The organism is Pseudovibrio sp. W64, assembly GCF_001623145.1.
In the GTDB taxonomy this organism is placed as follows: Bacteria; Pseudomonadota; Alphaproteobacteria; order Rhizobiales; family Stappiaceae; genus Pseudovibrio.
Genome location: NZ_LMCI01000040.1, coordinates 1,336 through 21,785, shown reverse-complemented (window position 1 = coordinate 21,785; position 20,450 = coordinate 1,336). Strand labels below are relative to the sequence as shown.

The 20,450-nt window shown below is 51.1% G+C and carries 15 protein-coding genes; 11 read left to right on the top strand and 4 right to left on the bottom strand.

All coding sequences use genetic code 11. The features are described from left to right. The 3 genes from PsW64_RS22995 to PsW64_RS22985 all read left to right on the top strand — a co-directional run. On the top strand, positions 1–1,503 hold a 1,503-nt coding region (locus PsW64_RS22995; RefSeq protein WP_244277353.1), incomplete at its 5' end, for a formate dehydrogenase beta subunit. 4 nt (positions 1,504–1,507) lie between these two features. Further along, positions 1,508–4,378 (top strand): formate dehydrogenase subunit alpha, encoded by a 2,871-nt coding sequence (gene fdhF / locus PsW64_RS22990; protein WP_063305119.1) that lies wholly within the window; start codon positions 1,508–1,510, stop codon positions 4,376–4,378. 103 nt (positions 4,379–4,481) lie between these two features. Continuing rightward, positions 4,482–4,700 carry a formate dehydrogenase subunit delta gene (locus PsW64_RS22985; protein ID WP_057463687.1) on the top strand — a complete coding sequence of 73 codons (219 nt, stop codon included), beginning with the start codon at positions 4,482–4,484 and terminating at the stop codon, positions 4,698–4,700. 78 nt (positions 4,701–4,778) lie between these two features. Here PsW64_RS22985 and PsW64_RS22980 read toward each other — a convergent pair whose 3' ends face one another. The 3 genes from PsW64_RS22980 to PsW64_RS22970 form a co-directional block, all read right to left on the bottom strand. Continuing rightward, on the bottom strand, positions 4,779–5,576 hold the full coding sequence (locus tag PsW64_RS22980) for an enoyl-CoA hydratase-related protein (protein WP_063305118.1): 798 nt from the start codon (positions 5,574–5,576) through the stop codon (positions 4,779–4,781). Between the two features lie 73 nt (positions 5,577–5,649). Next, on the bottom strand, positions 5,650–6,501 hold the full coding sequence (locus PsW64_RS22975; RefSeq protein ID WP_063305117.1) for a carbon-nitrogen hydrolase family protein: 852 nt from the start codon (positions 6,499–6,501) through the stop codon (positions 5,650–5,652). 24 nt (positions 6,502–6,525) lie between these two features. Then, positions 6,526–7,404 (bottom strand): MurR/RpiR family transcriptional regulator, encoded by an 879-nt coding sequence (locus PsW64_RS22970; RefSeq protein WP_057463690.1) that lies wholly within the window; start codon positions 7,402–7,404, stop codon positions 6,526–6,528. A gap of 604 nt (positions 7,405–8,008) precedes the next feature. Here PsW64_RS22970 and dctP point away from each other — a divergent pair. The 3 genes from dctP (at position 8,009) to PsW64_RS22950 (ending at position 11,017) form a co-directional block, all read left to right on the top strand. Beyond that, positions 8,009–9,043 carry a TRAP transporter substrate-binding protein DctP gene (dctP, locus tag PsW64_RS22960; protein ID WP_063289337.1) on the top strand — a complete coding sequence of 345 codons (1,035 nt, stop codon included), beginning with the start codon at positions 8,009–8,011 and terminating at the stop codon, positions 9,041–9,043. Between the two features lie 85 nt (positions 9,044–9,128). After that, positions 9,129–9,731, top strand: coding sequence for a TRAP transporter small permease (locus tag PsW64_RS22955; protein ID WP_063305115.1), 603 nt, complete (start codon positions 9,129–9,131; stop codon positions 9,729–9,731). Continuing rightward, a complete protein-coding gene (locus tag PsW64_RS22950; RefSeq protein WP_063290604.1) occupies positions 9,728–11,017 on the top strand; it encodes a TRAP transporter large permease in 1,290 nt (429 codons plus the stop codon). Before PsW64_RS22955 ends, PsW64_RS22950 begins: the two co-directional genes overlap by 4 nt. A 432-nt stretch (positions 11,018–11,449) precedes the next feature. Here PsW64_RS22950 and PsW64_RS27435 read toward each other — a convergent pair whose 3' ends face one another. Further along, positions 11,450–11,647: a hypothetical protein gene (locus PsW64_RS27435; RefSeq protein WP_153042413.1), complete on the bottom strand. Its 198-nt coding sequence runs from the start codon at positions 11,645–11,647 to the stop codon at positions 11,450–11,452. A 24-nt stretch (positions 11,648–11,671) separates the two neighbouring features. Here PsW64_RS27435 and PsW64_RS22945 point away from each other — a divergent pair, with 24 nt between their 5' ends. The 5 genes from PsW64_RS22945 to PsW64_RS22925 all read left to right on the top strand — a co-directional run. Further along, positions 11,672–13,036 carry a TolC family outer membrane protein gene (locus PsW64_RS22945; RefSeq protein ID WP_063305114.1) on the top strand — a complete coding sequence of 455 codons (1,365 nt, stop codon included), beginning with the start codon at positions 11,672–11,674 and terminating at the stop codon, positions 13,034–13,036. 88 nt (positions 13,037–13,124) lie between these two features. Beyond that, positions 13,125–15,302 (top strand): type I secretion system permease/ATPase, encoded by a 2,178-nt coding sequence (locus PsW64_RS22940; protein WP_063305113.1) that lies wholly within the window; start codon positions 13,125–13,127, stop codon positions 15,300–15,302. Position 15,303: 1 nt separating this feature from the next. Further along, positions 15,304–16,611: an HlyD family type I secretion periplasmic adaptor subunit gene (locus PsW64_RS22935; RefSeq protein WP_057463696.1), complete on the top strand. Its 1,308-nt coding sequence runs from the start codon at positions 15,304–15,306 to the stop codon at positions 16,609–16,611. Between the two features lie 28 nt (positions 16,612–16,639). Further along, entirely contained in the window at positions 16,640–17,545 is a 906-nt protein-coding gene (locus tag PsW64_RS22930) for a transglutaminase-like cysteine peptidase (protein WP_063305112.1), read from the top strand. 370 nt (positions 17,546–17,915) lie between these two features. Beyond that, on the top strand, positions 17,916–20,450 hold a 2,535-nt coding region (locus PsW64_RS22925), incomplete at its 3' end, for a DUF5801 repeats-in-toxin domain-containing protein (RefSeq protein ID WP_244277351.1).

Here is a 20,450-nt window from a genome sequence, read left to right as displayed (position 1 = left end):
GACCGTGTTGCTGAGACGCTGGCGGATGAGCTGCGCGCGCGCGGTGTGGATGCGACAATCATCCGTAACGGATCTCGCGGTATGCACTGGCTGGAGCCATTGGTTGAGATTGAAACCGAGCAGGGCCGGATAGCCTATGGTCCGGTGAAGCCATCTGATGTGACAGGACTGCTGGATGCGGGCCTGCTGGATGGTGGTGACCATCCTTTGTGTCATGGTTTGACCAAAGAGATGCCTTATCTCAAGCGACAGACGCGCCTTACGTTTTCCCGCTGTGGCATCACTGATCCGCTTTCCCTTGAACATTACGAGAAGCATCATGGCTTCCTTGGTTTGAAGCGTGCGCTTGCGATGACGCCTGCGGAGATTGTGCAGGACGTGACAGACAGTGGTCTGCGTGGCCGTGGTGGTGCTGGTTTTCCGACAGGTATCAAATGGAACACTGTGCTGAAGGCACAAGGTGCGCAGAAGTATATCGTCTGTAATGCAGATGAAGGTGACAGTGGTACGTTTTCTGACCGGATGATCATGGAGGGCGATCCGTTCGTTCTCATCGAAGGCATGACCATTGCGGGTATCGCGGTGGGCGCGACCAAGGGATACATCTACACCCGCTCTGAATACCCGCATGCGGTTGCGATTATGCAGGACGCGATCAAGATTGCGCGCAAAGCTGGTATTCTTGGAGCTTCTGTTATGGGCTCTGATCATGCGTTTGATATGGAAGTGCGTGAAGGGGCTGGTGCTTATGTGTGCGGTGAGGAAACCTCGCTGCTCAACAGCCTTGAAGGCAAACGCGGTATCGTGCGGGCGAAACCTCCGCTTCCTGCGATTGAGGGTCTGTTTGGCTGTCCGACTGTGGTCAACAACGTGATGTCGCTGGCGTCTGTGCCGATCATTATGGATCGCGGCGCACGGTTCTATCGCGATTATGGTGTTGGCTACTCCCATGGGACTATTCCGATCCAGTTGACGGGCAATATCAAGAACAGCGGGTTGTTTGAGACGGCTTTCGGTTTGACACTGAACGAACTGATTTACGATATCGGCGGTGGTACCTTGAGCGGTCGTCCGGTGAAGGCTGTTCAGGTTGGCGGTCCGCTGGGCGCTTATTTCCCGCCGTCTTTGTTTGACACGATCTTTGATTATGAGGCGTTTATTGAGCGTAATGGCATGATTGGCCATGCGGGGATCGTGGTGTTTGATGATACGGTCGATATGCTCAAGCAGGCACGCTTTGCCATGGAGTTCTGCGCCATTGAGAGCTGCGGCAAGTGTACGCCGTGCCGTATTGGGTCTGTGCGCGGTGTGGAAGTGCTGGACCGGATTGCCGAAGGGGATCAGCCAGAGCAGCAAGTGGAGTTGCTCACTGACCTTTGCGATACGATGAAAATGGGCTCGCTTTGTGCTCTTGGCGGGTTTGCACCTTATCCTGTGATGAGTTCTCTGACGCATTTTCCGCAGGATTTTCATGTAAAGCCATTAACGGACGCGGCGGAGTGAACCCATGACCCTGATTAAAGAAACAGACTTTGGTACTCCTCAATCGACCGCTGAAAAGACTGTCACTATCACCGTTGATGGTTTTGATGTGAGCGTGCCTGAGGGAACCTCTGTGATGCGGGCTTCCATGGAAGCTGGTATTCAGGTTCCCAAGCTGTGCGCGACGGATATGGTTGATGCCTTTGGCTCCTGCCGTCTGTGCCTTGTTGAGATTGAAGGACGCCGTGGAACGCCTGCCTCCTGTACCACGCTGGTGGAAGAGGGGATGCAGGTTCGCACCCAGACAGATCGTCTTAAAGGCCTTCGTCGTGGTGTGATGGAGCTTTACATCTCTGATCACCCGCTGGACTGTTTGACCTGCGCTGCCAATGGTGACTGTGAGCTGCAGGACATGGCCGGAGCTGTTGGTCTGCGCGATGTGCGTTATGGCGCTGATGCGCAGAACCACTTTAAAATGCGTGATGGCGGCGGTGAGGTGAATGCCTGCTGGAAGCCAAAAGATGAGAGCAATCCTTATTTCACCTATGACCCTGCCAAGTGCATTGTCTGCTCGCGCTGCGTGCGGGCCTGTGAGGAAGTGCAGGGTACTTTTGCGCTGACCATTACTGGTCGTGGCTTTGACTCTCGCGTGACCGCCGGGATGTCTGAGAGTTTCCTGGATTCTGAGTGTGTGTCCTGCGGTGCCTGTGTGCAGGCGTGCCCGACAGGAACGCTTCAGGAAAAGTCTGTGATCGATATCGGACAGCCGGAACGTTCTGTTGTGACGACCTGCGCTTACTGTGGTGTCGGCTGTTCCTTTAAGGCAGAGATGCGCGGTGATGAGCTGGTGCGCATGGTGCCATACAAAGACGGCAAGGCGAACCGTGGTCATTCCTGCGTGAAAGGCCGCTTTGCTTATGGCTATGCGGCGCATCAGGACCGTATCCTCAACCCGATGGTTCGTGAGAGCGTTGATCTGCCATGGCGGGAAGTTTCCTGGGATGAAGCCCTGAGCTTTGCGGCGAACAAGATGAAGGGCATTCAGCAGCAGTACGGCAAAGAGTCTGTTGGTGTGATCACGTCCTCTCGCTGTACCAATGAAGAGACCTACCTTGTTCAGAAACTGACGCGGGCTGTGTTTGAGAACAACAATACGGACACTTGTGCACGCGTATGTCATTCACCAACCGGTTATGGCCTTGGTCAGACGTTTGGCACCTCTGCGGGAACGCAGGACTTTGACAGTGTTGAGCATTCCGATGTGGTGCTGGTTATCGGGGCGAACCCGACAGACGGGCATCCGGTGTTTGGCTCTCGTTTGAAGAAGCGCTTGCGTCAGGGTGCAAAGCTGATCGTGATTGATCCGCGCCGGACTGATCTGGTGAAATCTCCGCATATCAAGGCATCGCACCATTTGGCGCTGCGTCCGGGAACGAACGTTGCGATTGTGACTGCGATGGCGCATGTGATCGTGACTGAGGGCTTGTTCGATGAGGCTTTCATTCGTGAACGCTGTGATATGGACGAGTTTCAGGACTACGTTGAGTTCGTCTCTAATCCGACCAACAGCCCAGAAGCTGCTGAGTTGCTAACGGGGGTTCCTGCTGAGGAAGTGCGCGGTGCAGCACGGCTTTATGCGCGTGGTGGTAATGGCGCGATCTATTACGGACTTGGCGTGACGGAACACAGTCAGGGGTCCACGACTGTTATCGGCATTGCGAACCTTGCCATGCTGACTGGTAATATCGGCAAGAAAGGCGTTGGTGTTAACCCGCTGCGGGGTCAGAACAACGTGCAGGGTTCTTGTGACATGGGGTCATTCCCGCATGAGCTGCCGGGCTATCGCCATGTGAAGAATGCTGATGCGCGTGATATCTATGAGCAGATCTGGGGTGTGACCATCTCCGACGAGCCGGGTTTGCGTATTCCGAATATGCTGGATGCAGCTGTTGAGGGAACGTTCAAAGGCATTTACGTGCAGGGTGAGGACATCTTGCAGTCTGATCCTGATACAAAGCACGTTGCTGCTGGTCTTGCTGCCATGGAATGCGTGATCGTTCATGACCTGTTTTTGAATGAGACCGCGAACTATGCGCATGTGTTCCTGCCAGGTTCCACCTTCCTTGAGAAGGATGGCACCTTCACCAACGCTGAGCGGCGTATCAACCGCGTACGCAAAGTGATGGCGCCGCGCAATGGCTATGCGGATTGGGAAGTGACCCAGTTGCTGGCCAATGCAATGGGCGCGAAGTGGAATTACACGCATCCTTCGCAGATTATGGAGGAGATTGCGGCAACCACTCCGAGCTTTGCCAATGTGACTTACGACCTTCTGGAGGAGCAGGGTTCTGTTCAGTGGCCTTGTAACGATGAGATGCCAGAAGGCACGCCAACCATGCATCTGGACGGGTTTGTTCGTGGCAAAGGCCGTTTCATTCGGACCGACTATGTTGCGACGGATGAGAAGACCGGTCCACGCTTCCCGCTGCTTTTGACCACGGGCCGTATTCTGAGCCAGTACAATGTTGGTGCTCAGACACGGCGTACAGACAATGTGGTCTGGCATGAGGAAGATGTGCTGGAGATCCATCCGCATGATGCAGAAGTGCGCGGCATTAAAGATGGTGACTGGCTCAAGCTTATGAGCCGTTCTGGCGAAACCAGCTTGCGGGCGAATGTGACGGATCGTGTTTCAACGGGTGTTGTTTACACCACGTTCCACCATCCGGCGACACAGGCAAACGTGGTGACGACCGACTATTCTGATTGGGCGACGAACTGTCCGGAATACAAGGTGACGGCGGTTCAGGTTTCTCTTTCCAACGGTCAGACAGACTGGCAGGAAGAGTATCAGGAGCATGCTGCTCGGTCTCGCCGGATTGAAGCTGCGGAATAAGTGTATTTGACGCTGGGCTGCATGAGTATTTTCTGATTTTAGGGATGCTTGTGCAGTCTGCGCGCAATGGAACTGAGAGTTTAAAAGGGAGGAGAGCTCGGGTATGGCACCAGAAAAGCTCACCTACATGGCAAACCAGATCGCTGGTTTCTTCAAGCATAAGCCGCATGAAGAGGCGGTTGCTGGTATTGCCGATCACATCAATGATTTTTGGGAGCCGCGCATGCGGCTGCAACTGTTTGATATTGTGAAGGATGGCGGAGAAGGGCTCAATCCGCTGGTTTTGGAAGCGGAACCTTCCATTCGCAGGCCTGCGAAGTAGGGCATTTCTTGTTTCTTGAATGAGCGCTGTACGCTGCCGGGTATCCGCCAGTATGCAGCGCTCTTCTTGTTTTGGTGCCTATTTCATCTTTTCCATGAAGGCGAGCACAGCTTCCAGATGTTCGGGCTCATTGTGGCTCATGCCCTGAAAGCACGCGGACAGGTCGAGGAAGTCTTTTAGCTCAGTGCGCTGGGCCATCTTCAGCAGGCGCTTGGTGAGGCGCGTGGCCTTTGGGGGCTGAGAAGCGAACTGCTGAGCCATCTTGCTGGCTTCCGCCATGAGGTCGTCTGGCTCGTACACATCCAACACAAGGCCGTATTCCTTGGCTTGCTGGGCGTTGATAACACGTCCTGACAGGGTAAGCTCTGCTGCGCGCTGGTAGCCGATCAAGCGCTGCATGAACCATGCGCCGCCATCGCCGGGGATGATGCCAAGGTTCAGGAAGGTCTCTCCGAACTTGGCTTTGGTGGAGGCCAGGCGGATGTCGCACATGTTGGCAAGGTCAAAGCCCGCTCCGATGGCAGGGCCGTTGACGGCTGCAATGATCGGCACTTCCACATTTTGCAGGGCGAGAGGAATGCGCTGAATGCCGCGCCTGTAGTGGTTCTCCACCTCAGCCACATTGCCAGCAAAGTCACCACCACGTTCTGCCATGTCTTTAATGTTGCCACCTGAGGAGAAGGCTGAGCCTGCGCCCGTTAGAAGTAGGACTGAGACATCAGGGCAGATGTTGACCCATTCCGCCGTTGTCACGATGTCGTCAATCAGCGCAGAGCCGGTGAGGGCGTTGCGCAGGTCATGACGGTTCATGGTCAGTGTGGCAACGCGGTTTTCAAGCGTGAGCGTTGCGTCCGTAAGCTGTGGCAGATCTGTCATGGCGTGTTTTCCCTCCAGAAAGTTGTTTTGTTGCAACCGATACTAGAGGGAAAACTGATGGGAATAGAGCTAGCTATTGGTTGAGCAGCTCAGGTTCCTGATGCTTAAGTTGGGAGTAGTCTTCCAGCAAATCCTTGCGGAATGTGTAGTCTTCGCGCGCTTGATCAATCACAGCCGTATCCAGCTCAAAGCTCTCAAAATGCTCGTTGGTTTGAGAGAAGATTGTGCGTGGTGTGTTCTCATCAGTCCAGGGAGGACAGAATGTGGAATTACCGAAGTTCTCGCCAGCGCGATTGAGGCTGAGGAAGAATATCTGGCTTTCCAGAGCGCGGGTGACCACGAAGTCGTGCCAGCTGAAGAAGCTTTCATCCCGGGCATACGCGCCGCTGTGCAGGATCAGGTCAACGCCGTGTTGCAGAGCCAGTGTGCGGCAGAGTTCAGGGATGCGGATATCGTAGCAGATGATTGGCGCAACCTTTATGCCCTTTACGGAGAATGAGAAAAGGTGGTCGCCTTTCTCGAAGTATTCCTTCTCCATGGATGCGCCATACTGGCAAATGTGGAGCTTATCGTAGCAGCCAATGACAGCTCCGTCCGGCCCGACAGCGACCTGAGAGATCTTGTAGTGATCCTCTGCTTTGCGTGGCATGCCGAAGACGATTGTTGTGTTGTGCTGTTTTGCCAAAGCGCCAAATGCTTTGACGGAGGGGCCGTTCAGCTCTTCTGCCAGCACGCTGAGTTCAGCGAAGGCAGCTCTGGAGTAATCAACGGTCGAAAGCTCAGGTAGAACAACCAGATCATGTGGCTTTGCAGTGAGTTGCTGATGCAACCAGGCGGTCACGGATCGCACGTGTGCGTCTCGCTGGTCTGCTGTGGTCATTGCAGGAATGTTGATCTGACCGGCAAGGAGACTGAGCTTTGTCATAGGGTATTCCGAGTTCTTATTGGTTTATTGGTCTGGCCAGTATTCGCCGAGTTCATTGCGGCAGCGTTCCAGCCTTGTGATGTTGTCGATGACGACCTGCCCGCTATCTGCCACCAGTAAGCCAAGGATCATTTCCAGAAGGGCCGCAGTGGCGACGTAACTCTCAAAGAAATGTGGGCTTTGAACAGGTGTGAGCAGGAGGTCGGTTGAATAAGTGGCAAGAGGAGATGTTCTGGTGTCGGTGATGCCGACGACCGTTGCACCTACTTCATACGCCCGTTTTGCAACGAGCACAGTGTCTGCAGCGCATGGGTTCAGGGAGATTGCGACGACAACGTCATCGGCGTTGATGTACTCGACCTGATCTGCGATTTCGCCATTCTTGCGATTGATGAGCCGCCAATTGCGAAAACACATGGAGGCAACATAGTGTAGGTAATTTGCGAGTGAGTGAGATGCATGCATACCAACAACAACCACGTTCCGGGCGGTGGCCAGAGACGAGACGATTTGTTGGAGATGATCCCGGTCGACAGTGTCGAACAAGTGCTTCAGATTGCCAAGAGCTGCGCTTTTGAAACTTTGCAAAGAGGCTTCAATATCCGAGGTGCCATGTGTGGCCTGTAGCTCTCCGGCTCGGGATGGGTAGTTGGAGGAAAAATCCTCGAACCCGCCGCGATAGACATCACGCAGGGCATTGTAGGTTCCAAACTCAAGAGATTTTGCAAGTCTGTTCATGGTGGGAGGAGGGACGTCTGCACGGGCTGCAACCTGACGCATGGACAGGGTGGCAACATCACTTGGATATTCCAAGACATAAGCCGCGCTTTTCTTGAGCTGCTTGCTTAGATTTGGATAGGCTTTCGTGAGTTGATCAACCGTCTCCTGGTAGCTTTTCGTCATAGTTTCCCCTCCCAAACGAATCATTGTTTTAAATTTTTTGGTGCAAATGGATCAAATGTATCAGTCACTCAAAATTCTCGATTTTTGCGTGTAGCGTTTCTGCATCTTCGATGTTCCTCTCGATTTTCGACCGATATTAAATAGATATATCAGTGTCTTTTTTTGATGCAGAAAATTGCTGCTGCCATTTGGTTTGCCTAAAACCCTATAATTTAAAGAGCTTTCCGCCCAAAATTTCTTCAAATTCAGTAGATATGACTAGTTCATAAGGTGACAAATGGTCAATAGTGAAAAAAATATGGATCATTTGAATTATATCTAGTATGTTTCCCGAGTTAGTAAAAGTATGCATGTGAAACGCACTGCGCTTTATTGCCAGTTCTTCGCATCTATTCGGCACAAGGGGATAAGCACTTACAGGGACATCACTCATCAAGAGCAATGAAAGATGTTTCTGATTGCGGCCCCTGAGCTGTAGCAATCTAAAAATCTTGAGTGACACGATTTGACGCAAGTCACCTGTGTTGCGAGAGGCATAATCGGCCATCCGGGAGCCAATGATAAGCAATAGATGCGTATCTGGATGGTTATTAGGGAGACAAGAATGAACAAACCTAGCCTTAAAACTGTATCAAAGGGTTTCCGTCGCGTATTGAGCGTAGGTGCAGCAAGTGCAATTGCTTTGACACTGGCGTCCTCCGTATACGCTGCTGATCTGCGTCTGAAAATCGCTGGTACGGTACCTGTCGATCACGAAGGCACCAAGATGCTGAAGCAGATCGAAAAGGAAATTGAGGCTGCTGATGTTGGCCTGAAAGTTTCTGTCTTCCCTGCAAGCCAGCTCGGTTCCGGTGAGTCTCTGGTTGAAGACACCATCCGCGGTAACGTGGACTTTGTGATGGCGTTCATCTACTCCCACAAAGATCCTGTGCTCGACATCATGTCCATGCCATACCTGTTCACCAGCTGGGATGATCTGGAAAACGTGATGTTGAACCCAGATTCTGAGTACAACAAGATCATCAATGAGCGTCTTGAAAACCTCGGTCTGAAGCTGTTCAACCACAACCCTGAAGGTTTTGTTGGTGTTGTTGCGAACAAAAAGCCTGAAGACTACGCAGGCTTTGGCGACAAAGGCATGAACATCCGTGTCTGGTCTTCTGCTGTTGTTAAAGACATGGCAGAAACTCTGGGCTACAACACCACCACGATGGCTTGGGGTGATATGTTCCCTGCAATGCAGTCCGGTATTGTTGACGGCACCTTGTGCTGCACCAAGCAGGCTGCTTACACTATCTTCGCAAAGTCCAATGTTGGTAAGTACTTCGTAGAATACAACGCGATCTCTGAAATCAACTCTTTCTATGGTTCTCTGAAAACCTGGAACAAGATGAATGATGAGCAGAAAGCTGTTGTAAAAGCTGCGTTTGATAAAGCTTCCAAGCAGTACTTCCAGTTCAACAAAGAGAACGATGCGAACTTCAAGCAGAAACTCGTAGAGTCCGGTTATGAAGTCCTGAGCTTCACCCCTGAGCAGGAAAAAGTTCTTGCTGAGCGTGTACGTGAAAAAGTTTGGCCTGCAATGGCTGAAGTTGTTGGTCAGGACACCATTGACCGTCTGAAGAAAGACTTCCAATAAGCCCTTCTCTTCAAGGCCGACGCATACCCTGCGCCGGCCTTTTCTATGACTTATTTGGTTTCAAGAAACGAAGGGCAAATATCAGATGAGTATTCTGACGAGCGAACTTCCAAGGCCAGTGGCTAAACCGCTGAACGGCGTCATTAAACTGATGAACTTCATGATTACAGCCGGCGGTGTAATCATGGCGCTCACATTTTTTATGGTTGTGATTGTCCGTTATGGTTTTGGTGGCAACCTTTTTGCCTATGAAGAATGGCTGATGACCATCAGTTTCTGGATGTTCTTCATGGCTGCTGCTGTCGCCTCAGCACGCAAAGAGCATGTCAACGCAGACGTGCTTGGCTTTCTGATCAAAAACCCACGCATCATCTGGTGGCGTGAGGTGGCTGTAGAAATCATTGAAATTGGCGTTTTGAGTGCGGTCACGTATTGGGGCTGGCTCATGCTTGAGGAAGAACTTGCCTCCTACCCAATGTGGCAGACGACCGTTGCGCTGAAGATTCCATTCTTTGCGCCTCGATTAGCTATTTTCCTGGGCTTCCTGTTCATGACCATGTTCGCCGTGCTGCACTTTTATCTGTTGCTGCGAAACGGTCCTAAATGGCCGGAACGGGAACCCCGCGAAATTGCGGAAAACGTACACCCTGAAGAAGAACCAATAAAAGCTCAAGGGACAGCGCAATGATTATTGTTGGGTCAATTGCCATTCTATGCGGCCTTTTGCTGCTTGGTGTAAGCGTACACCTAGCATTTGGCGCAATTCTTATTTTCCTTGCCTATATGGGCGGCCATGATGTTGCTGGTTATCTACCAACCGGCCACTGGAAAATGAACAATGTGGTTCTGCTGGCTATTCCGCTGTTCATCATTGCTGGCGGCATTATGGAAAAAGGGCGTATCGCTGCGCCTCTTGTCAGCGTGGCGGAGCTGTTTGTCGGGCACATCAAAGGTGGTTTGTCTGCTGCAACTGTGCTTGCGTCCGGTGTATTCGGTTCAATTTCCGGAAGTGCAAACGCGACACTGACTTGCATTGGTGGCATCATGATGCCGCATCTGCGCAAAGCCAACTATCCTGAAGGCCAGTCAGCTGCGCTGATCGTTAGCGCTGCACCTCTTGGATTGTTGATCCCGCCAAGTGCTTCTCACATTTTGTATGCCTGGGTCGCACAGCAGTCCGTGCTGCGTGCATTCCTCTCCACCGTCATTCCCGGTTTGATCCTCATTACGCTTTTGATCATCGTAAACCAGGTGATGCTGCGCAAGCATAAAGACATCAATCTGGAAAAGCGCCCAGATGACTTCAACTACGAGTTCAAGCGTCGCGGCCTGAAGGCGTTTCCTGCATTGATGATGCCCGTCATCATCCTCGGCGGGATCTATGGTGGCATCATGACACCAACGGAAGCCGCTGGCGTCGCTGTTGTTTATGCGATCCCTGTTGCGATCTACGTTTACCGTGGTCTGACCTGGAAAACGTTCCGTGAAACCATTTTGAACTCAGGCATCACCATTGGTGTGGTGATGGCGATGATCTTCATGGTGTTGATCGTGAGCCGGTTCCTGATCTTTGAAGACATCCCGGCGATTGCAGAGGAGTTTGTTTACTCCGTCTCTGAAGATCCAATCATGATCTTGCTGATGGTGAATCTGGTGATGATCATCATCGGTATGTTGATGGATGATATCTCCGGTATCCTGCTCTCAACGCCGCTGCTGCTTCCAATCGTGCAAGGCGTTGGTATGGATCCGATCCACTTTGCGGCTGTTTTGGGTGTGAATCTGGGCATGGCGAACATTACGCCACCGACTGCTCCGCTGCTGTATCTGGGATCCAAGGTGACGGACACCTCAGTTGACAAGATGCTGAAGCCGACGCTGATGTTCATCTTCTTTGCATGGTTGCCGACACTGGTGCTGACCACGTTCATTCCGCAGCTGGCTCTGTACATTCCAAACCTGCTGCTGAACTAAGCGTTTTGCAAAATGATGCAGATTTTAAAGAGGCGGATGTCGAAGCATTCGCCTCTTTTTTGTGAGGGAGCCCCTGAGTTTTAAGGGGACTTTGAGCTTGAGAACGAAGGCTATGGGTGAGGGGAAACTAAAAGAATCAGTATTCGGTTTTTGGGTCTTATAGTTAACATGTGGGAACTGTTGGATTTCTCAGAGTCTACTTGCGTAAATAAAATTCAATGACAGGTGGTATTTTAGCGAGTGTGAATGAATATCTGTAAAATTTTATCTTTCTATATATACTCAGTACTTTTTTAGGCTGAATACAGTCGACGCGTTTTCTTCGCAATTCTCTTTTTCTTGAGGTGTTTCGCTAGTTTCGTTGTAATGCGTTTTGCATAATTTGCTTTAGTATTTGAGTGTTCTTGTGTTTATCTATGTATTTGCTTTGGTTTAGTTTGTTTGTGTCTGGGTGATATCTTGAGATTTTGGGGTATCATTTATACTATGAAAAAATATATTGATAAAAATCTCTACACGTGATTTTACTCTGTTAGATTTTCTTTTTGTTTTTCCCATGGCCGGAAAATCAGGGGCGCTGTAATGATGAAATTCTGCTGCCTTTGGTTGTTTGAGGTAAACGCCGTTCATGGAAAAGTCATTGGGGTGTAGGCAATGCTTTTTCGAGGTACTTCTGTTGCACTGTTGATGTGCGCGTTGGGAGTGACGTCAGCTCATTCTGCGTCTTTACGAGATGCTGTTGAAACCGCCGTTCTCACTAATCCAGACATTGTAGAGTCCGCTGCAAACAGAAGGGCGCGTGATCAGGAATTGCGTGCTTCTCAAAGTGCGTTCATGCCGAAGTTGAGTGTGAATGCTTCTTTTGGTGCGGAGCGCTTGCGCAGGGCACAATCCAACACCACTGAGCAATGGCGTGCAGCCAAGCAGGTGAGTGTTGAAGCTGAGCAGCTGTTGTTTGATGGCTTCGGCTCAGTGAATGAGATTTACCGCCAGAGCGCCCGTGTTGATGGTGCTGCTCTGCGTGTTCTGGAACGCTCTGAAGCGATCGCACTTGATGCTGTTGAAGCCTATGTCGATGTTGTGCGCCATCAGAAGATTTTGAACAAATCCAAAGAGAATACTGCTCTTCACCAGCGTCTCGCACGTGAAGTGAAAGAACGTTACGATGGCGGTGAAACTGGTGCCGCTGATCTTGCTCAGGTGCAGGAACGTGTTGCCGCCACTCGCATGATTACAGCAAGCGTGCGTAAGTCATTGCTGGATGCAATGGCGAAGTATCGCCGCGTCGTTGGTGTTGCTCCAAGCAATCTGGGTGCTGTTTCTGCTGCAAACTCAGCTGCTGCAAAGAGTTTGTCTTCTGCACTTGCAATGTCTCGTCAGAGCAATCCGCTGATCTTGTCGGCTGAGGCTGACACGGATGCTGCTGGTTTTGCGATTGAGCAGAGCAACTCCTCCTTCATGCCACGGGTTACTCTGAATGGGTCTGCCAATTTCGGAGATGACCTGAATGGTTATGAAGGTCGTAGCGATGACTACCGCATCATGGTTCGCCTGAGATGGAACCTTTACAATGGCGGTTATGACAGTGCGATGCGTGGCCGTGCGGTTGAGCAGCATGCAGAAGCACAGGCACGTGTTGATCGTATGCGCCGCGAAACTGATGAAGCTGTTGAGCAAGCATGGGCGTCTGTTCAAACAACACGCGAGCGCATCTCCGCTCTGCGTCAGACCGTTTCTGCCAACCAGCGTGTTGTGAGCGGTTACCGTCAGGAATACAACATTGGTCAGCGCTCATTGCTGGATGTGCTGAATGCTGAAAATGCGTTGTTTAACAGCCGCATCGATCTGATCTCTGCAGAATATATTCTGAAGTTCTCTACCTATCAGCTGCAAGGTACCACCGGTAACCTGCTGGCGATGTTCAACATCACTCCACCAGCTGAATCAAGCGCCGACCGCCGCGGGAACACATCGATCTTCCCTCAAGCTGCGGGTTTCCAGATTGAACCACTTCGTTAATGGTGTAATCTGCACGCATAGCCGAAATTTTCTTCAGGAAGGGAGCCTTTGCGGCTCCCTTTTGTCGTTAAGAATGATGAGACTGTAAATGACCGTCGAGACTGAAAACTCAGCTGAAGTGAGCATCAAAGATCCGCTTGTCGAGGCGATCAAGTACATCGCCAGAAGCTACGGTAACTACGCAACCGACTCTGTCATTTTGGCTGGGTTACCTTACGATGGTCAGCGACTTTCCATCAATCTGATTGAGCGAGCATCCTCTAATTGCGGAATGAGGGCGGTCACGGTCAGGAAAAAAGCTGGAACAATACCTGCGATCTCATTGCCTGCAATTCTTGTGTTTGAAGATGGAAGCCTTCGTATTTTGAAGGAGCTAAATGAGAGCACGGGTCATGCTTCGATTGTTGATGCGGAGAGACCAGAGGAGCAGCAAATTCTCTCAATTGCTGCTCTTGAGAGGCTATATAGCGGACATGGCATCTTCTTTAAGCCCGTCAATATGACTTCTGAGACCAACGGCATGGGGTCTGGCAGGGACGGGCACTGGTTCTGGAGCGTTATTGCAGGCTTCTGGAAGGATTACATTCACGTTGCTATTGCTGCGCTGGTCATCAATAGTCTGGCGCTGGCCTCACCGCTATTCATCATGAATGTTTACGACCGTGTGCTGCCAAACTTCGCTATTCCAACACTATGGGCGCTTGCGGCGGGGGTGCTTCTTGCTCTGGTGTTTGATGGAATTTTGAAGACCGCGCGCAGCTCTATCATAAACATGACAGGTAAACAGGCAGACCTTGCTATTGCATCGCGGATTTTTTCGCACGCGCTCGGACTTGATCTGGAGAACCGCCCGGGATCGACCGGCCAGTTTGCTAATCACATCAAAGAGTTTGAGACCGTTCGTGAGTTTTTCACGTCCTCCTCCTTGGTGGCATTGATTGATATGTGTTTCATCGGCCTGTTCATCATGGTGCTTTTCCTGATTGTTGGACCGATTGCTTATGTGCCGCTTGCTGCTGTTCCGGTGGTTATTCTGATCAACTTGCTTGTTCAGCCTGCGCTTGCTGGTTCTGTTGATCAGGCCACAAAAGAAAGTGCGATGCGCCATTCCGTGTTGGTGGAAAGTATTGCAAATATCGATACCATCCGAGCTTTGAATGCTGAGAGCTCTATGCAGATCAAGTGGGAGCGATCTGTTGCCTCCAGTGCAGCGGCTATTTTGAAGGGACGTTACTGGTCCACATTGGCTCAGTCGCTGACAGGCTTTGCGCAGGCTCTGGTGTCCATCTGTATCGTTGTCTGGGGTGTTTATCTGGTCAATGACGGGGCGGTGAATATGGGTGGTCTGATTGCTGCGATGATGCTTTCAGGGCGTGTTCTTGCGCCTTTGTCATCCATTGCGGGTACGCTGACACGACTGCGTCAGACCATGCATTCCTACAAGATGCTGTCTGGTCTGATGGAGTTGCCTGCGGAGCGCAGACCAAACCGGACTTATGTGAACAGCCGCATCACGTCTGGTGCGATTTCCTTCCAAAATGTGTCATTTCGCTACCCTGAGGCTGCTGAAGACTCCTTGCGCAATGTGAGCTTTGAAGTTCGGCCTGGAGAGACCATCGGGCTTATTGGCCGTGTGGGCGCTGGTAAGTCGACGGTGGGGCGTTTGTTATCCGGGCTTTACACGCCCTCAGATGGTGCAATTCTGGTCGATAAGATTGATACGCGGCAGTACGATCCTGCAGATCTGCGCGATGGTGTCGGGTTCTTGTCACAGGACAACGTGTTGTTCAGTGGCAGCTTGCGAGAGAACATCGTTGTTGGGCGGCCTCAGGCTTCCAACGAAGATATCTATCGTGCTGCTCATATTGCAGGTGTTGAGGATTTTGTTGCGACACACCCTCATGGGTTTGACATGCAGGTGGGAGAGGGTGGTCGCTTGCTTTCCGGTGGACAGAAGCAAAGTGTCGCGCTCGCCAGAATGTTGCTGCGCCAACCGCGTCTGTTGTTTTTAGATGAGCCGTCTAGTCATCTTGATACAGCGTCAGAGCGCCGGTTGCTGGAGCGCCTGCGGGAATACAACTCGCCTGATACGACGATGATCATTAGCACACATCGAACTTCCTTATTGCAGCTTACAGACCGTTTGGTTGCCCTTGATAAGGGGCAGCTTGTGGCAGATGGACCACGGGATTTCGTGATTGAGAAGCTACGTACGCTTGGTGCGACGCGGAACGAAGAGCGCCAGCGTAGCGCAGAGGGTGTGTGAGATGAAGAACTGGGATTACGCAACCGATATCCGTGCAAGTTTGCAGACCCGTCCTCCCCGTGCTGCCACACGTGTCATTCTGATTGTCTTTGTGGCTTTGGCTGCCGGGATCACATGGGCCTCTCAAGCCGAACTTGAAGAGGTTACACGTGGTGAGGGACGGGTTGTGCCGTCCAGCCAGATCCAGATTGTACAGGCGCCTGAAAAGGGCATTGTAAAGTCTCTTCTCGTGAAAGAGGGACAGATCGTTCAAAAGGGAGATGTTGTTGTCCGGGTGGATGATACAGGCTTTTCTTCGCAGCTAGGTGAGCTTCAGCAGCGCCAGTGGAGCCTTTTGGCACGTGCTGAGAGGTTGATGGCGGAAGCAAGTGGTGTGCCTCTGGAGCTTTCTGGTGAGCTTACAACCAATGCACCGGGTCACACGTTTGAAGAAGAGCAGGTCTATCTGGCGCGTAACCTGCAGCTCACAAGTGAAATCTCTCTTTTGAAAAATCAGCGATTGCAGAGAGAGCAAGAGCTGGAAGAGTTGCTTGCTGAGAAACGTAAAACCGCTGTCACCATGGAAACGTTGGCGCGTGAAGTGGAGATTAACGAGCGTCTCTTCAAGCGCAAGGTGCTTCCTGAGATCGAGTTCCTGCGTCTTAAGCGCCAGCTTGATGAAGCGCAGGGCAGTCTGGAGGTGTTGAATGCCTCTATCCGACGTGTCACGTCAGCCGGACAGGAAGCGGAAGAGCGCATTACAAATGCAAAGACAGTGTTTCACGCCAAAGCGCGTCAGGAACTGGCGGCTGCACGGGCCGAACTTGCGGTAATAAATGAGACTATTAAGGCGGCCAGAGACAAGGTTCAGCGGACGGATCTTGAGGCCCCTGTCTACGGTGTGGTTAATCAATTGAATATATCCACAATCGGGGCTGTGGTGCAGCCTGGAGAGCCTTTAGTCGAGATTGTTCCGCTGGAAGATACGCTTCTGATTGAAGCGCAGATCAGTCCTCAAGACGTGGCATTTCTTAGGCCAGGTCAAGAGGTTACGGTCAAAATCACTGCCTACGACTATTCCATTTATGGAGGTCTGAAAGGCAAGCTGGAAAGGATCGCTGCGGACTCCACCAAGGACGAGCAGGGTAATCGATTTTTTAAAGTCAACGTCAGAACAGATAAAAACTATCTTGGGACGGAAACGGATCCTTTACCAATAATACCAGGAATGGTGGCCTCAATTGATGTTTTAACCGGTTTTAAAACCGTGTTGGATTATATCCTTAAGCCTATAAACAAAGTGCGTTCGGAAGCACTTCGCGAGAGATAATTCCGAACGCCTGACAAGGGGCGTCAGGATGTTTTGTAATAGGTTTTGGACCGCCGGCAGACGCCGTGCGGTAACGAAGGATTATTGCGTCTTCAAAGCTGCAGTTCTCGGATTTGCCGGTATTGCGCTCGGATTTTCTCAATTTGTTTCCGCGGCTGCTGCTTTGGAGCCGCAAACTCCATATTTTCCAATTGATCTTGCTTCTGTTGCTACTCCTGAGCCGGCTCTTGTTGCCAAGGCACGTATGCCCGTTCCAATGGCCAAGCCTGAGTTGCCTGCCATTGAAACAGCATCTGCGCATGGTTCTATTGCTGTGTTGAGTACTCCCACACGTAATCTGCAGCGTATCGTTCGTTCTACTGCCGGAACTTCCATCGATAGGCGCTGGAACATCATTACAACTCAGATGAACCGGATTACAGATGCTTCTAAGTGTTTGAATAGCAGTGATAAATGCGAAGTAAGCGTTTTAAATACCTGGGGCAATCTGATTAAAGCGGCGCGCAAGCTTCCGCGCCATAAGCAGCTTTCCTATGTAAATCGTGGGATCAACGCACTCATCAGCTATCAAAGTGACCAGCAGGTTTGGGGGCGAAGTGATTATTGGGCCTCACCAATCGAAACACTGAGTCAGCGCAGAGGGGATTGTGAGGACTATGCTGTCTTAAAGTATTGGACTTTAAGGGAACTGGGTATTCCTGCTGAGGATATGAAGGTGGTTGCAGTCTATGACACCAAGATCGGCCAGTATCATGCAATCCTCAATCTCTCCTACAAAGGTGGAGAGTATGTCCTTGATAACCGCTTTGGCCGGGTTGCTCTCAAGCAGGACACCAAAAACTATAAATGGGTGCATGTAGCCGGTAGTGGCCAGCAGCTTCCGCAAAAGGTGAAGTTTACATCTCTTGCAGCAATGACACGCACGTTTAATTAGAACTGCGAATCTACTTTTTAAAAATCTATTCAGAGCGCGTTGCAAGGGGCAAAGAACGCGCTCTTTTTTTGTTTGAAAATGCCCTTCTTTCCTGAGCTTTACTCTCCAGAAAACAGCATTTCCCGTTAATAACTTCGCCACCCTGTATAGGGAGCGGTGTTTAACAAAAAGTGAAATACTCAATAAAATTTAATCAAATTAAAACCTTGGTCGCAGAAACGCGCTAATTCAGGGTGTTGATGGACTGTGACAGAATTAACGATGTTAAAAATTCCTTAAGAAAATGATTTGACTTTTATCATGATTGGCAAAATTATCGGCGCAATTGCTAAAATTTTATTAAAACTGTTTATGCGTCGGGTTTGCTAAAATGTCAGAGCGTCAAGCGTCTACTACGATCACAGCCACTAACACTTCCCAGGCAGTTGTTCCTTCTCAAGTGCTGAAGATTGGGATTGCCACCCAAGGCCAGTCGGAAGTTCTTGTTCGGCAGCCGGGGCAGTTGGTTGATTTCAGCCAGATGCTGGAAGTGCCAGTTAGTCTCTTCCGCTACGGTGAGAGCTTGCAAATCCTGTTTTCTGATGGTGGAACGCTTCTTGTTGAAGGGTTCTTTGCTGGAGATCAGACAGACGGATCCCTGATCCTGAGTGAAACCCAGACGCTGACGATTGAAGAATTTGGTGCGCTTGTCGAAATCTTGCCGGTTGATACGCTCCAAACCGCTGCAGGTGATGGGACACCAATTGCCGATCAGCTGGAAGATCCAAACAGTTCAGGACAAGATTTTGATGACAACCCTGATGGCGGTCCACTGGGGCCGGGTCTGAATGTCAATGATCTCCTGAGACCAGAAGACAATGCCGGAGCTGCGGCTGCGGCAGATGATCCCGAACAGGACGTTGATGATGTACCTGTGGCTGGCATTGCGGAAGTTGGCGCGCTTGATGAAACTGATTGGGCTGATGCTGGCAAAGGGCCACTATCCTTCACAGGCAATCTGAATGTCGACTTTGGTCTGGACGGTGTGAGCGAGCGCTCGTTGGCGTTCCAACTTGATGCCGGCGTGCCTGTTGACCGAGCTGGGACCCCAATCCGCCTGACTGCTGACGGGCAGCCGCTGACTTATGAAGTACAGGACCTTATTGCGGATGCTGCCAATGAGATTGGTGCGGGCAGCCAGCTGCTTATTGCCAAGCTGCCTAATGGCGAATTGGTTTTTGAGGTTCTGCTGAACACTTTCCCGGAAACCGGTGAATTTACTTTTACGCTCCATGGCAATCTGGATCATCTGGAAGCAGATGTGAAAGACATTCTGGAGTTGGAATTTGGTTTCCAGGCGTTTGATGCTGATGGAGATTCCGCAGACTCGTTCCTGATTGTAAATGTTGCTGATGACCTGCCGGAGATTGGGGCGCCCACAACAGGTACTGTTGATGAAGATGGCATCCCGGATATCGGTAACGGTAATGACACCGCAGATGGTGATGCCCCAGCAACCTCTCATAAAGTTACTGCCTCTCTCGATATCGATTGGGGTGCGGATGATGCCGACAGTGATGAAGGTGGTATTGGGGATCGTTCAGTCAAGTTTGACGGAACTCCAATAACTTCTCAGGTCCTGACATCTGATGGTGTTGCACTTGTTTACACCCTGAGTGAGGGGGATACTGTTCTTACAGCGACGAAAGAGGGAAGTGGGGATGCGGTCTTCCAAGTAACTTTGTCAGATGATGGGTCTGGTTCTTATAGCTTTGAGCTGTTGGACAATCTGGATCATTTTGTTGCTGGTACCGAAGATGATATTGAACTGACCTTCGGCTTTGTCGCAACTGACAGTGATGGTGATACAGCCAACTCCAGCTTTACCGTGATTGTTGATGATGACATGGCGGCGATCACGTCTCTTGAGCTGAACAGGTTCGTTCAGGTTGATGAGAGTGCTGGTCTGGATAACGATGACACCACTGATCCAGCTGTTGCAGCCCTGTTCGATGCTGTTCCCGGCAAAGGGCTTGATGAGGACATGGCTCCTCAGTTCGCCCGCGATAACGTGGTGGACTTTGCCTATGATGATGGCGCTGATGGCGCGACCCATAAGGTGACGCTGAGCATTGATGATGCAGCCTCAGGTCTTCAGACCACAGCTGGCGCTGACATTCTGCTTTATCTGGAAGGTGATCTTGTAGTTGGCCGCGTCGGTGGCGAAACTGGCGATGCGGTGTTTGCAATCTCCATTGATGACGACGGTGAAGTCAGCCTTGCGCAGTACCAGTCCATCAAGCAGCTTGATACAGACAGCCATGATGAGTTCGTCAATCTGGACGGCAAGATCTCTGCTGTTCTGACAGTCACCGATGGTGATGGCGATGTGACCAGCCAGAGCATTGAAATTGGTGAGAAGATCCGGTTTGGTGATGATGGTCCAACGATCACGTCTCTTGAGCTGAACAGGTTCGTTCAGGTTGATGAGAGTGCTGGTCTGGATAATGACGACACCACTGATCCAGCTGTTGCAGCCCTGTTTGATGGTGTTTCCGGCAAAGGTTTTGATGAGGATATGGCTCCTCAGTTCGCCCGCGATAATGTGGTGGACTTTGCCTATGATGACGGCGCTGATGGCGCGGCCCATAAGGTAACGCTGCGCATTGATGATGCAGCCTCAGGTCTTCAGACCACAGCGGGCGCTGACATTCTGCTTTATCTGGAAAACGGTCTTGTTGTTGGCCGTGTTGGTGGTGAGAGCGGCGATGCCGTGTTTGCAGTCTCCATTGATGACGACGGTGAAGTCAGCCTTGCGCAGTACCAGTCCATCAAGCAGCTTGATACCGACAGTCATGATGAGTTCGTCAACTTGGACGGCAAGATCTCTGCTGTTTTGACGGTGACTGATGGTGATGGTGATGGT